This window comes from Sphingomonas hengshuiensis (genome assembly GCF_000935025.1).
Classification (GTDB): Bacteria; Pseudomonadota; Alphaproteobacteria; order Sphingomonadales; family Sphingomonadaceae; genus Sphingomonas; species Sphingomonas hengshuiensis.
Genome location: NZ_CP010836.1, coordinates 1,819,176 through 1,833,556, shown reverse-complemented (window position 1 = coordinate 1,833,556; position 14,381 = coordinate 1,819,176). Strand labels below are relative to the sequence as shown.

General features: G+C 67.6%; 10 protein-coding genes and 1 pseudogene. 4 read left to right on the top strand and 7 right to left on the bottom strand.

All coding sequences use genetic code 11. The features are described 5' to 3' along the window. Window positions 1-9 precede the first annotated feature (9 nt). From paoC to TS85_RS08095, 7 genes and pseudogenes are all read right to left on the bottom strand, one after another. A complete protein-coding gene (gene paoC / locus TS85_RS08125; RefSeq protein WP_044331540.1) occupies window positions 10-2,208 on the bottom strand; it encodes an aldehyde oxidoreductase molybdenum-binding subunit PaoC in 2,199 nt (732 codons plus the stop codon). After that, window positions 2,205-3,157: pseudogene (locus TS85_RS08120) on the bottom strand (FAD binding domain-containing protein). Before TS85_RS08120 ends, paoC begins: the two are co-directional and overlap by 4 nt. Further along, window positions 3,154-3,789, bottom strand: coding sequence for an aldehyde dehydrogenase iron-sulfur subunit PaoA (gene paoA / locus TS85_RS08115; RefSeq protein WP_044331539.1), 636 nt, complete (start codon window positions 3,787-3,789; stop codon window positions 3,154-3,156). Before paoA ends, TS85_RS08120 begins: the two are co-directional and overlap by 4 nt. Before the next feature lie 214 nt (window positions 3,790-4,003). Next, window positions 4,004-4,264, bottom strand: a complete 261-nt coding sequence (locus TS85_RS08110; RefSeq protein ID WP_044331538.1) for a hypothetical protein — start codon at window positions 4,262-4,264, stop codon at window positions 4,004-4,006. A 6-nt stretch (window positions 4,265-4,270) separates the two neighbouring features. Beyond that, window positions 4,271-5,698 (bottom strand): efflux transporter outer membrane subunit, encoded by a 1,428-nt coding sequence (locus TS85_RS08105; protein ID WP_044331537.1) that lies wholly within the window; start codon window positions 5,696-5,698, stop codon window positions 4,271-4,273. Next, a complete protein-coding gene (locus tag TS85_RS08100; protein WP_044331536.1) occupies window positions 5,695-8,883 on the bottom strand; it encodes an efflux RND transporter permease subunit in 3,189 nt (1,062 codons plus the stop codon). The genes TS85_RS08105 and TS85_RS08100 overlap by 4 nt, the downstream gene beginning before the upstream one ends. A 10-nt stretch (window positions 8,884-8,893) precedes the next feature. After that, window positions 8,894-10,090: an efflux RND transporter periplasmic adaptor subunit gene (locus tag TS85_RS08095; RefSeq protein ID WP_044331534.1), complete on the bottom strand. Its 1,197-nt coding sequence runs from the start codon at window positions 10,088-10,090 to the stop codon at window positions 8,894-8,896. Between the two features lie 169 nt (window positions 10,091-10,259). Here TS85_RS08095 and TS85_RS08090 point away from each other — a divergent pair, with 169 nt between their 5' ends. From TS85_RS08090 to TS85_RS08075, 4 genes are all read left to right on the top strand, one after another. Beyond that, a complete protein-coding gene (locus tag TS85_RS08090) occupies window positions 10,260-10,856 on the top strand; it encodes a TetR/AcrR family transcriptional regulator (protein WP_044331532.1) in 597 nt (198 codons plus the stop codon). Window positions 10,857-10,925: 69 nt separating this feature from the next. Then, window positions 10,926-11,543, top strand: a complete 618-nt coding sequence (locus TS85_RS08085; RefSeq protein ID WP_044331530.1) for a CerR family C-terminal domain-containing protein — start codon at window positions 10,926-10,928, stop codon at window positions 11,541-11,543. Next, on the top strand, window positions 11,543-12,550 hold the full coding sequence (locus TS85_RS08080) for an HlyD family efflux transporter periplasmic adaptor subunit (protein ID WP_044331528.1): 1,008 nt from the start codon (window positions 11,543-11,545) through the stop codon (window positions 12,548-12,550). The genes TS85_RS08085 and TS85_RS08080 overlap by 1 nt, the downstream gene beginning before the upstream one ends. A gap of 2 nt (window positions 12,551-12,552) precedes the next feature. After that, window positions 12,553-14,283, top strand: a complete 1,731-nt coding sequence (locus TS85_RS08075) for an ATP-binding cassette domain-containing protein (protein WP_227698717.1) — start codon at window positions 12,553-12,555, stop codon at window positions 14,281-14,283. Window positions 14,284-14,381: the final 98 nt, after the last annotated feature.

Sequence of the window (14,381 nt, the reverse complement as noted above, 5' to 3'; positions counted from 1 at the left end):
CCGCGCGGTTTATGCGACGGCGGGAAGCCGATCGAGATGCTTTTCGAGCGTGACCGGATAGTCGCGGACACGGACCCCGGTCGCGTTGTACACGGCATTGGCAACCGCCGCGCCGACCCCGCAGAGCCCCAGTTCGCCGACGCCCTTGGCCTTCATCGGGGTCGAGGTCGGATCGACTTCATCGAGGAACACGACTTCCTGGTGCGGGATGTCGGCATGGACCGGCACTTCATATCCGGCCAGGTCGTGATTGACGAAGAATCCGAAGCGCTTGTCGACCGCCAGCTCCTCCATCAGCGCCGCGCCGACGCCCATCGTCATCGCGCCGATCACCTGGCTGCGCGCCGATTTGGGGTTGAGGATGCGCCCTGCGGCACAGACGGCCAGCATCCGCCGGACGCGGATCACGCCGGTGTAGGAATCGACCGCCGCCTCGACGAAATGCCCGGCAAAGGTCGATTGCTGGAAGCGCTTGCCGATATCGCCATATTCGATCGCATCCTCCGCCGTCAGCGGGCCGTCCTTGGCCGCATTGGCCAGCTTGGCGCTGCGATTGCCCGCGCGGACCCGGCCATCGGCGAACTCGGCGGTGGCGGGGTCCAGGTCGAGCTTGACCGCAACCGCCTCGCGCAGCTTGACGCAGGCGGCATAGACGCCCGCGGTCGAATTGGCGGCACCCCATTGCCCACCCGAACCGGCAGCGGCCGGCAGATCGGAATCGCCCAGCGTGACCACGACGCGATCGAGGTCCACGCCCATCATCTCCGCCGCGGTCTGCGCCAGGATCGTGTAGCTGCCCGTGCCGATATCGGTCATGTCGGTCTCGACCGTCACGATGCCGCGCGCGTCGAGCCGGACGCGCGCCGCGGATTTCATCAGCATGCTGTTGCGGAACCCGGCGGCGACGCCCATCCCGACCAGCCAGCGCCCGTCGCGCACCGATGCGGGACGAGCCGAGCGGCGGTTCCAGCCGAAGCGTTCGGCGCCCTGTTGCAGGCACTCGACCAGCTGGCGCTGCGAGAAAGGCCGCGACGGCTTTTCAGGGTCGACCTGGGTATCGTTGGCGATGCGGAAAGCGACCGGGTCCATCCCGAGCTTCTCGGCCATCTCGTCGATCGCGATCTCGAGCGCCATCATCCCCGGCGCCTCGCCCGGCGCGCGCATCGCATTGCCCTCGGGCAGATCGAGCACCGCAAGCCGCGTCCGTGTCATCCGATCGGCGCCGGCGTAGAGCAGGCGGGTCTGCTGCACCGCGGTTTCCGGACCGCCCCCGGGCAGGTCGCCCGACCAGCTCTCATGCCCGATCGCCGTGATCTTGCCCTCGCGCGTCGCGCCGATGCGGATGCGCTGGATCGTGGCGGGGCGGTGCGTGGTGTTGTTGGCGATCATCGGCCGGGCCAGCGCGACCTTGACCGGGCGCTTCACTTCCTTCGCCGCCAGCGCCGCCATCACGACATCGGCGCGGAGGAACAGCTTGCCGCCGAACCCGCCGCCGATGAATGGCGAATCGAGCCGTACCTTCTCGCGCGGAATGCCAAGCGTGGTCGCCAGCTCGCGCTTGCTCCACGCGATCATCTGGTTCGAGGTCCATACCGTCAGCGAATCGCCGTCCCATGCGGCGATCGTCGCATGCGGTTCCATCATCGCATGGCTCTGGTCGGGCGTGGTGTAGGTCGCGTCGAGCGTGACCGGCGCGCTCGCGAACGCTGCGGCGAAATCGCCGACGGCGCTGTCGGCATCGTCGCCCTCGGGCTTGGTCGCCTTGCCCTTTTCGGCGGCGAGATCGAACCGGCCCGGCGCGCGGGCATAGTCGACTCGCACCAATGCGGCGGCGGCCCGCGCCTGTTCGAAGCTTTCGGCCACGACGATCGCGATTGCCTGATGATAATGCTCGATCTCGGGCCCGCCGAGCAGCTTGGCGGTGTTCATATTGCCCTTGCCGAGCTTGCCCGCATTCTCGGCAGTGACGATGCCGAGCACGCCGGGGGCACCGCGCGCATCGACCAGATCGATCGCGTTGATCCGCCCCTTCGCCACGCCCGCACCGACGATCACGCCATAGGCGGCATTGGGCGCCTTGTCGTGCCGTTCATAGGCATAGGGCGCGGTGCCCGTCGTCTTGCGCTTGCCGTCGATCCGGTCGACGGGCTTGCCGATGACTTTCAGCTGGTCGATCGGATTGGTGCCCGCGGGCGAATCGAACTTCATGCGGTCCTCGCTTCGGCCATGACTGCGGCGAGCGAACGCTCGACCAGCGGCACCTTGAAGGCATTTTCAGGAGTCGGCTTGGCGCCGTCGAGCAGGCGGGCGGTGACGGCCTTGGCACCACGCGGCATCTCCGCATCGGCGGCCTCGACGCGCCACGGCTTGTGCGCGACGCCCCCGCCGCGACACGGCCCGACCCGTCGCGCTGGATCACCGCGGCGACCGAGACGAGCGCGAAGGCATAGGAGGCACGGTCGCGCACCTTATGGTAGAAATGCTGCCCGCCCAGCGGCTTGGGCAAGGTGACCGCCGTGATGAGTTCGCCCGGCTGGAGCACCGTCTCGATATGCGGCGTATCACCCGGCAGCCGGTGGAAGTCGGCGATCGGGATCGCGCGCGTCGCGCCCGATGGGGCTACCGTCTCGACCGTCGCGTCGAGCAGCCGCATCGCGACCGCCATGTCGCTCGGGTGCGTCGCGATGCACGCATCGCTGGTACCGATCACGCCCAACTGGCGGCTATACCCGCCGATCGCGGCGCAGCCGGTGCCCGGCTTGCGTTTGTTGCACGGCTGGTTGGTGTCGTAGAAATAGGGGCAGCGCGTCCGCTGGAGCAGATTGCCCGCCGTCGTCGCCTTGTTGCGCAGCTGTCCGCTGGCGCCGGCGAGCAACGCGCGCGACAGCACGGCATAGTCGCGGCGCACGCGACGGTCGGCGGCCAGCGCGGTATTGCGCGCCAATGCCCCGATCCGCAGCCCGCCCTCCGACGTGGCCTCGATCGTGTCGAGGCCCAGCCCGTTGACGTCGACCAGATGCGCCGGCGTTTCGATCTGGAGCTTCATCAGGTCGAGAAGATTGGTGCCCCCGGCGATGGCCTTCGCCCCCTGGACTTGCGCCAGCGCCGCTGCCGCGCCCGCAGGCGACGTGGCGCGCTCATAAGTGAAGGGCTTCATGCGCGTACTCCGGCGACTTCGGTCATCGCATCGAGGATGTTCGAATAGGCGCCGCAGCGGCAGATATTGCCGCTCATCCGCTCGCGGATTTCGTCGCTGGTCGGCTTGGGCTTGCCGGTCAGGTCGGCGGTGACATGGCTGGGTATCCCCGCCTTGATCTCCGCCAGCACCGACACCGCCGAGCAGATCTGCCCCGGCGTGCAATAGCCGCATTGATAGCCGTCATGCTTGACGAACGCCGCCTGCATCGGGTGCAGCTTCTCGGGCGTGCCCAGTCCCTCGATCGTGGTGATCGCGTCGCCCTCGTGCATCACGGCAAGGCTAAGGCAGCTGTTGATCCGCTGGCCGTCGACGATCACGGTACAGGCACCGCACTGGCCATGGTCGCACCCCTTTTTGGTGCCGGTCAGGTGCAGATGCTCGCGCAGCGCGTCGAGCAGTGTGGTGCGGGTATCGAGGTCCAGCGACTGGCGGGTGCCGTTGACCGTGAAGGTCACCGGCATCGTCGCGGGGCTTGGCTGGGGGCGAGGGGCGCGCGCCTCGGCACCGGGGACGGCTACCACTGCCGCCGACGCCGCGCCTGCGACCAGGACATGCCGGCGCGTGAGTTCGAGATCATCGGGCTTGGGCATTGCGTAATTACTCCTGTGGGTCGCCGGGGCAGCAGCGAGGCCGCATCGCACGACGCGCGAGGAGCGACGGTGAAGGGCGGGATGGGGACCATGTCGGGGACGATATCGCTGAACAAACCATAACTCCAGCGCGCTGGCTGGGGCCAGATGGGAGCAGCAGCGATATCGTTCCTGGACGCGATTGGTTCCCGCGAAATCGCGGCGGCGGTGCCGCTCAGCGATCGATGCGCCAGGCCACCGTCAGATACTCCTCCGCCGCGCGCCGGAGTGCGGCGTCCTTGGGGAACGCCAGCGCAGGGACGGGGGCAAAGCCCAGCGCCTCCATCAGCGCCCAAAGCGCGAAGCGGCGCCCGGGCTCACGCTCGACCCCGAAGTCGATCGCCAGCTTCTCCTTGCCCGCGGCAAGCGTCGCGGGGTCGATCGCATCGGGGTCCGCGCCGTCGAAATAATGGTCGAGCAGCGCGTCGAGGTCCATCGCGGTTCAGCCTGCCGCCGCGGGCGTCGGGGCCGGCGTCTGCCAGCCTCCGCCGAGCGCGAGGAACAGCGTCACCGTCGCATCCGAGAAGTCCGCCTGCGCCGAGGCAAGTGTCGCCTCGACCGTCGCGAGGTTGCGTTCGGCATCCAGCACGACCTGGAAACTCTCGGCACCGGCGCGATAGCGCAGCCGTGCGATCCGCGCCGCTTCCTGGCCCTCGTCGCGCGCACGGCGCAGCGTCTCTATCCGCTGTCCCCGCAAGCTATAATTGCTCAGCGCGGTTTCGGTATCCTGGAGCGCGGTCAGCCACGTCCCGTCAAAGGTGGCGAGCGCCGATTCCGCGCCGGCTTCGGCCTGGGCGACGCGCGCGCGTGCGGCCGCGACATTGGGGAAGCTGAACGACAGCGCCGGTCCGAGGCTGAACTTGAACGCCGAACTCTTGCCCAGATCGCCCAGAGCAAGCGCCGTCGATCCCACGGACGCGCCGAACGTGATGTTGGGATAGAGATCGGCGACCGCGACTCCGACGCGCGCGCTCGCCGCCGCCAGCTTGCGCTCGGCGTTGCGGACATCGGCGCGGCGCGCCAGCAGCGATGCGCCATCGCCCACCGGGATCGCCTGTGCGACCGTTGGCGGCGTTTCGCACTGCGCGACGTCCTCGGGGAAATCGGCGGGCGGCTTGCCCGTCATCACCGCGAGGCGGAACAGCGCGGACTTGCGCGACGCCTCATAGGTCGGGATGTTGGCGCGGGTCTGCTCCAGCGTCGATGCCGCCTGGCTGGTGTCCAGCCCGGTGCCGCTGCCGCCCAGTTCCAGCCGGCGGGTGAGGTCGAAGGTCTCCGACTGCACGCGGAGGCTCTCGCGCGCCGCCTTGAGCTGCAACCCGGCGGAACAGGCGTCGGCATAGGCGCGGATCGTCTCGGCGACGATGGTCACGCGGGTGAGGTCATAGGTTGCCTGCGACGCCGCGACATCGGCACGACCGGCCTGGATCGCACGGGTGATCCCGCCGAACAGGTCAACCTGATAGCTGAGGTCGAGCCCGACGGTGTACGTCTCGTTCTCGAAACTCAGGTCGGGCATGCCGAGCGATGCGCCCGGGGTGCGGGCATAGGTGCCCTGCGCGCTCACCGTGGTGGAGGGCAGCCGCTGCGTGCGGGTCTCGCGCAGCACCGCCAGCGTCTGGCGCAGGTTCGCCGCAGCAACGCGCAGATCGGTATTCGCGGCCAGCGCTTCGCGCACCAGCCGGTCGACCACCGGCTCGCGGTACAGGTGCCACCATTCTGCAGGCGGCTCCTGGGCGACGAAGCCTGGGGCCGCGGCGCTCGCAAAGGGAGTCTGCGCCGGCTGATTGGGGGCCGGCGAGACGTAGTCAGGGCCGACGACGCAGCCCGAAAGCGCGAAGGCGGATACAAGGCTCAGCGTGCGCTTCACTGCGCGTCTCCCGAAATGGCGTCAGGGGCGTCGTACGGCGCCTCGCGCGGTACCCGCTTGACGCTGAACTTGCGCATCAGGACGTAGAAGATCGGCGTGAAGATCAGGCCGAACACCGTGACCCCCACCATGCCGAACGACACTGCGGTGCCCAGCGACTGGCGCATTTCCTGGCCCGGCCCGGTGGCGATCGCCAGCGGGATCACGCCGAACAGGAAGGCGAAGCTGGTCATCAGGATCGGGCGCAGTCGCGAGCGCGCGGCATGGGCCGCCGCCTCGAACCGGTCCATGCCGTCATTCTCCGCCTGTTTGGCGAATTCGACGATCAGGATCGCGTTCTTCGCAGCCAGTGCGATCAGCACGATCAGGCCGACCTGGGTCAGGATGTTGTTGTCCATCCCCCGCAGATTGACCCCCAGCATCGCGGCCAGGATGCACATCGGCACGATCAGGATCACTGCCAGCGGCAGCGTCACCGATTCATATTGCGCAGCGAGCACGAGGAAGACGAACACCACCGCGAGGACGAAGATGATCGTGCTGCTTCCCGCGGCCTTTTGCTCATAGGCAAGGCCGGTCCATTCGAAGGTGTAGCCGGGGGGCAGCACCTGGCCCGCCATCTGCTCCATCGTCGCCAGCGCTTCGCCCGAGGATACGCCGGGCGCCGCCTGTCCCTGCAGCTCGACTGCGGGCAGCAAATTGTAGCGGACGACGCGCGCCGCGCCCGAATCGCGGTGGAAGGTCGCCACCGACGAGATCGGCACCATCTGCCCGCTGCTGGAGCGCACCTGCAGCCTGCCGACATCGGCGACGTCGTTGCGCGCATTGGGTTCGGCCTGCGCCGTTACCCGGAAGGTGCGCCCGAGCAGGTTGAAGTCATTGACATAGGTCGAGCCGATATAGGTGCCGATCGCGTCGAACACCTGGCTGGGCTGGACGCCCAGAAGCTGCGCCTTGTCGCGGTCGATGTCGGCGCGGATGCGCGGAACCGAGGTGTTGAACAGCGAGAAGACCTGGTTGACCTTGGGCTGCTGCATCGCCGCACCCATCATCGCGCCGGTCACGCCCTCCAGCCCGCGATAGCCGGCATTGGCCGAGCGATCCTGGAGCATCATCACGAAGCCGCTGCCATTGCCCAGCCCCTGGACCGCCGGGGGCGAGATCATGAAGATGCTCGCGCCGTTGATCTGCCCGGCCAGTGCGCCGGTAAGCTGCCCGGCCAGCGCGGTTGCGCTCGCCTTCGCGCCGCGTTCGGACCAGTCGCGCAACTTCAGGAACACCACGCCCGAATTGGACGCCTGGCTGAAGCTCGCGCCGTCGAGACCGGCGAAGGCCACGCCATCGACGACATTCTCGTTCTTGCTCGCGATCGCCCATGCCTTGTCGACGATGGCGCTGGTGCGGTCCAGCGACGCGCCCGGCGGCAGCTGGATCACCCCGATCAGGAAGCCCTGATCCTGCTCCGGGATAAAGCCCGTTGGCGTGGCCGTCAGCCGCCATCCGGTGAGCGCCAGAAGACCCGCATAGAGGATCATCATGATCAGGCCCATCCGGATCACCCGGGCGGTGAACTTGCCGTAGCGATCCGAGAGCCAGTCGAAGCCCTGGTTGAACTTATGCCCGGCGATGCGCACCGGGCGCAGCCAGCGCGGGCCCTCGTCGACGCTGTGCTCGACATGCGGCTTGAGCAGCAATGCCGCCATTGCCGGCGACAGCGTCAGCGACACGATGAGCGAAATCACCGTCGATGCCGCGATCGTGACGGCGAACTGGCGATAGAAGATGCCCGGAATGCCCGAGACCATTGCCGTCGGCACGAACACCGCGACCAGCACCAGGCTGATCGCGATCAGCGCGCCCGACACTTCCTTCATCGTGCGATGCGCAGCCTCGCGCGGGGACAGCCCCTCGCGGATATGCTTCTCCACGGCCTCTACCACGACGATCGCGTCGTCGACGACGATCCCCACCGCCAACACCAGCGCGAACAGCGACAGCGAGTTGATCGAATAGCCGAGCGCCAGCTGCACCGCAAAGGTGCCGACCAGCGCGATCGGGATCGCGAGGATCGGGATGACCGCAGCACGCCAGGTCTGGAGGAAGACGAGGACGACGATCATCACCAGGAAGACCGCTTCGATCAGCGAATGCTGCACCGCCTCGACCGACGCCGAGACATATTCGGTGGGGTTGTACGGGACCGAATATTTGAGGCCCTGCGGGAAATCCTTCGCCAGGGTTTCCATTTCCTTGAGCACACCGGCCGCGGCCGACAGCGAGTTCGCCCCCGGCTGCTGGACGATCGCCAGCGCGATGCCGCGCGCGCCTCCAATGGAACCGCGGATCGAATAATCCTGGCTGCCCAGTTCGACCCGCGCGACATCGCCCAGCCGGGTGATTGCGCCGCTGGTCGGATCGGACTTGATCGTGATGTTCTTGAACTGGTCCGCGGTCTTGAGTCGCCCCTCGACGTCGACCGCCATTTCGAACGAAGGCTGGCTCGACCCCGTCGGCGACTGGCCGAGCGCGCCGCCCGCGACCTGCTGGTTCTGCCCCTGGAGTGCCGTGACGATTTCGGACGACGTCAGGTTGCGCGCGGCAGCCTTGTCCGGATCGATCCAGACGCGCATCGAATAATTGCCGCCGCCGAACACGCTGATATTGCCCACGCCCTCGAGCCGCAGCAGCCGATCGCGGATCGCGGTGTTCGCGTAGTTGCCGATATAATCGGTATCCAGGCTGCCATCGGGCGACGTCAGCGCCACAATCATCAGGAAGCCCGATTCCTGCTTGCTCACCGTCACGCCGATCTGGCGCACCTGTTCGGGCAGCCGCGGCTCCGCGAGCCGCACGCGGTTCTGGACCAGCACCTGCGCCGAATCCAGATTGGTGCCGGGCGCGAAGGACACAGTTACCGTCGCGATGCCCTGGGTCGACGACGAGCTCATATAGAGCATGCCCTCGACGCCGTTGATCTCCTGCTCAATCGGCGCGGACACGGTCTCGGCGATGGTCTCAGCCGAAGCGCCGGCATAGGACGCCTGCACCGAGATCGTCGGGGGCGCGATGTCGGGATATTGCGACAGCGGGAGCATCGGGTAGCAGAATGCGCCGATGAGCGTGATGAACACCGCGATCACGCCCGCGAAGATCGGGCGCTCGATGAAGAAGCCGGAAATGTTCATGATGCGGTCCTCAGCGGCCGGCCGCGGGGAGAGCGGTGCTGGACGGCGGGGCGCCGCTGGAAGGCGGGGCAACCGGCGCGCCGGCACCCTGGACGATCTTGCCCGGCTGTGCGGTCACCTTCTGGCCCGGACGCGCGCGCTGCGCACCGCCGATGACCACGCGGTCGGCGCGGTCGAGGCCGCTGCGGATCACGCGCAGGTCTCCACGCATCGCGCCGGTCTGCACCGGCTTGGCGACGAGCGTGCCGCCCTTGTCGACGACATAGACCAGCTGGCGGGCGGCGTCGGCCATCACCGCAGTGTCGGGCACCAGCATCGCGGCATAGGGGCGCGACGCCTCAAGCCGCAGCGTGCCGAACATGCCCGGCTTCAGGAAACCGCCGGGATTGTCGATGATCGCGCGGGCGCGGATCGTGCCCGCGCCCGAATCGAGCGCATTGTCGATGAAATCGAGCTTGCCGGGATGGGCGAAATCGGACTCGTCGCTCAGCTTGACGCGCACCGGCGCGCCCGGCTGCACGCCCGAATCGTTGCGCTGATATTTGAGCAGCAGCGCCTCCGAACCCTGGAACACGAAGTGCAGCGGGTCGACCGAGACGATCGTCGTCAGGATCGTGGTGTCGGCCGTCACCGTATTGCCGGCATCGACCTGGCGTTCGGAAATGCGGCCGCTGATCGGCGCGGTGACGCGCGTGAAGCCCAGATCGAGCTGGCGCGCACGCACGGTGGCGGCAGCCGAGGCGACCTGGGCATTGCTGGTGCGCACTGCGGCGAGACGGGTCTCGACTTCTTCCTGGCTGGCCGCGCGCTGGCTGACCAGCGTCTGCGACCGGGCGAGTTCGGTCTGCGCATTAGCCGCCGTGGCCTGTGCCTGGACGAGCTGCGCCTGTGCCTGGGCGAGCGCGGCCTGCGCCTGGCGCGCGTCGATCGTGAAGAGCAACTGCCCCTTTTGGACAAAGGCGCCGTCGCGGAAATGGATGCCCGAGACATAGCCGGTGGCGCGCGGACGCACCTCGACATTCTGGATCGCCTCGAAGCGGCCGGCGAATTCGTCCCAATCGACGACATTCTCGACCAGCGGAGTCGCGACCGTAACCGGCGGATTACCCTGTGGCGGTCCCGAGTCGGACGGGCCCCCGCACCCGGCGAGCAGAAGCGCGCCAGCAAGCGCCACTAGGGTAAGCGACTGAGTTTGCTTCGAAACCATGATTTTTACGTTCCTGATCCGGCTCGCCGGCATCCTCCGAGGGGCCGATCTTATATAGACGGTCCGCCTGTAGCCGCGGCGCTAGGACCCCCCGAAAATTTTGTCAACGACTGTTGACTTACAATCATGTGAAAGTTTGACGGACGCCCGGGTGCTGTTAGGAGAGGGCATGGTCCAAACCCGCCAACGCGCGCCGCGTACGCGCAATGCGGCGGCGACGCGCGAGGCGATGCTCGTGGCGGCCCGCCGGCATTTCGCTCGCGACAGCTACGACAATGTCGGCCTCCGCGATATCGCGCGCGCGGTCGGCGTCGACCCTGCGCTTGTCGGGCGGTATTTCGGCAGCAAGGAACAATTGTTCATCGAATCCGTGCGCGGTGGCCGGGCGCTGATGAAAGAGGTGAGCCGCGACGGGCTCGTCGAGCATTTCACGTCGTTGTTCCTCGACGACAATGTCGACCGCGATGCCGCCGACGTGGAAATCGATCGCATCCTGATCCTGCTCCACTCGGCATCGTCGCCAAAGGCCTCCCGGATCATTCGTGACACGATCGACGAAGATATTCTGGTGCCGATCGAACGCCTCCTCGATGGCGAGGACGCCCGGCTCCGCGCGACACTGTGCATGGCGGTGCTCATGGGTGCCGGCATCATGCGCAATGCGGTGGCCAACGATGCGTTGCACACTGCCGACCCTGGCGTTTTGCGGACCAGGCTGCGCGCGTTGTTCTCGGCGGCGCTCTCGGATCATCCGGAAAAGGTCTAGCGGGGTTCTATTGCGCTGCAGCAAGACAAGGCGTAAGGCCACGTTCGTTCGAACGAACCGGAGTTTGGCTTGGTCCAGCATGCGCTTCTTGAAACGGCGATCGACCGGTTTGGCCGGGTTGGGTTCGAAGGCGCCAGCACGCGCGACATCGCGCACGCGTCGGGGACCGCGATGTCGTCGATCACGTATCATTTCGGTGGGAAGCAGGGGCTTTACCTGGCGGCCGCCGACTATATCGCTGCGGCGATGGCGGACCGGCTTACGCCCGCGCTGACTATGGCCCGCACCGCGTGCGAGGGGACGCACGAAGACGCGACCGAAGCCTTGCTTCAACTGCTCGACAATGTGGCGGCGGTGATGATGCTCCCCGAATCGGCGACCTGGTCGGCTTTCGTCGTGCGCGAGCAGCAAAACCCCACCGAAGCCTTTGACCGGCTCTACGCCGGGGTGATCCAGCGCGTCGTCGACGTGTTCATCGCGCTGATCACGCGTATCCGCCCCGATCTTCCGCGCCGGGAGGCGTTGGCGACCGGGCTGTTGCTGTTCGGCCAGGCGCTGGTGCTGCGCGTGTGCCGGGCGACGGTGTGCAGGGTGCTCGGTACCGACACGCTGGACGAATCCACCCAGACGCTGTTGCGCGCCCGCTTGCGCGCCAACGCCCTTTGCATTCTTTCGGAGACGCCGTGATGGACCGCCGCCGTATCGCGTTGATAGTCATAGCCGTCGTGCTGGTCGTGACCGCCGTCGCCACCGGCGGCTTCGGCCTGTTGCAGCCGCGGGTGCAGCCCGGCCTCACGCTCAACGGCAATGTCGACATCCGCGAAGTCGACCTCGGCTTCCGCGTCAACGGGCGCATCGCCGCGATCGGGGTGGAGGAGGGCGCGCGGGTCAAAACAGGGCAATTGCTCGCCACGCTCGAAACCGACACGCTGGACAGCCGCAGCGCGCAGGCCGACGCCCGCGTTGCCCAGGCCCGGGCGCAGCTCGCCAAGCTGCGCAACGGCAACCGGCGCCAGGACATCGCCCAGGCGCGCGCGCGCGTCACCGCCGCCGCCGCGCTCGCCCGCGATGCCGAGGCGGATTATGCGCGCCGCCAGCCACTGGTCGAGCCCGGCGCGATCAGCCGCGATATCTGGGAACAGACGCTGGCGCAGCGCGACCGTGCCCGCGCGCAACTGCTCGAGGCGCAGCAGGGCCTGTCGCTGCTCAACGCCGGGAGCCGGCCCGAAGACATCGCCGCCGCCGAGGCCGATCTGCGCGCGGCGGAGGCGGCGCGTACGGGCTCGTCGACCGACCTGTCGGACACCAAATTGCACGCTGCGACCGATGGCGTGGTCGTCACCCGCGCCCGCGAACCCGGCGCGATCGTCCAGCCGGGCGAGACCGTGCTGACGCTGGCGATCGACCGACCGATGCGGGTGCGTGCCTATGTCGCCGAAAGCGATCTGGCGCGGATCAGCCCCGGCATGCGCGTGGTCGTGACCGCGGACGGCAATCCGAAACGCTATCAGGGGACGATCGGCTATATCTCGCCGCGCGCCGAGTTCACCCCCAAGTCGGTCGAGACCGCGAACCTGCGCACCGATCTGGTCTATCAGCTCCGCGTGATCGTCTCCGACCCCGACGACGCACTGCGCCAGGGCCAGCCGGTGACCGTCGCGGTCCCCGGCGCCCGCCCGCCGCACAAGAACTGAGCGTGGCCGAACCGCTCGCCCATACCGATGCTCTGGTGAAGCGCTTCGACGCCGTCTGCGCGCTGGACGGCGTGTCGATGGCGATCGCTCCGGGGAAGATCACCGGACTGGTCGGGCCGGACGGGGCGGGCAAGACCACGCTGATCCGTATCCTGGCGGGGCTGATGGCGCCGACATCGGGCAGCGTCGCGATGCTGGGCGGTTTGCCGGGCGATCGGCTCGACGACCTGGGCTATATGCCCCAGCGCTTCGGCCTCTACGAAGACCTGTCGGTGGTCGAGAATCTGCGCCTCTATGCCGAGGTCCGCGGGCTGCCGCGCGCCGAACAGCCGGACAGTTTCAAGCGGCTGCTCGACTTCACCGATCTCGCGCGCTTCCAGGATCGGCTCGCGGGCAAGCTGTCGGGGGGCATGAAGCAGAAGCTCGGGCTGGCCTGCGCGCTGGTCAAGACGCCCAAGGTGCTGCTGCTCGACGAGCCGGGGGTGGGGGTCGATCCGATTTCGCGGCGCGAGCTTTGGGCGATGGTCGGCGACCTGACCGACCAGGGGATCGGCGTGCTATGGTCCACCGCCTATCTCGACGAAGCGGAGAAGTGCGACACCGTCTATCTGCTCAACGAAGGCAAGCTGCTGTTCGACGGCCCTCCGCGCGACCTGACCGATCGCGTCTCCGATCGGGTGATCCGGGTCTCGGGCTTCGAGGCGCGGCGCCGCCGGTTTCTGACACAGGCGCTGGATCGCGACGACGTGATCGACGGCACGATCCAGGGCCGCTCGGTGCGGCTGCTGATCGCGGACGGCAAGCCGATTCCCGAAGCTGCGGCGCTGAACGCGGGCGCGGGGACGAACGTCACGCCCGCCGAGCCGCGCTTCGAGGATGGCTTTATCGAACGGTTGGGCGGCGGGCCTTCGGGGACGAGCAAGCTCGCCGAACGCTATCGTACCATCCCCGAAAGCAGCGAGAACGCGATCGAGGCCAAGGGACTGACCAAGCGCTTCGGCGATTTCGTCGCGGCGAAGGACATGGATTTCCAGATCCCGCGCGGCCAGATTTTCGGGCTGTTGGGGCCGAACGGCGCGGGCAAATCGACGACGTTCAAGATGCTGTGCGGGCTGCTCACGCCGACCGCGGGCAAGGGCGCGGTGGCGGGCAAGTCGCTGCGTTCGGCGCGCGCCGACGCGCGGGCGTCGCTCGGCTATATGGCGCAGAAATTCTCGCTCTATGGCGATCTGAGCGTCCGCCAGAACCTCGATTTCTTCGCCGGCGCCTATGACCTCGACCGCGAACAGGCGCGCCGCGCAATCGACGCGATGGCCGAGATTTTCGAGCTGCGCGACAAGATGGATAGCAATGCAGGCACCCTCCCGCTCGGCTTCAAGCAGCGGCTGGCGCTTGCCTGCGCGGTGATGCACGAGCCGCCGGTGCTGTTTCTCGACGAGCCCACTTCGGGCGTCGATCCGGTGACGCGGCGCGAATTCTGGACACATATCAACGGGCTGGTCGAGAAGGGCGTGACCGTGCTGGTCACCACGCACTTCATGGACGAAGCCGAATATTGCGACCGGGTGACGCTGATCTACCGCGCCGAGCAGATCGCGACGGGCACCCCCGACGAGCTGAAGGCCAAGGCGGGGGAACTCGCCGGGATCGACGATCCGACGATGGAGGACGCCTTTATCGCGCTGATCGAGGCGTTCGACCGCGAGCGCGGCACCGGGCGCGAGGCGGCATGATGCAGATTCTGAAGTGCCCGCCTCGCGCCCGCCAGCATCGTCATCCCAGCGCAAGCTGGGATCCATTCGTTGCTCCGTTGGTGGCGCAAGAAGGCCGG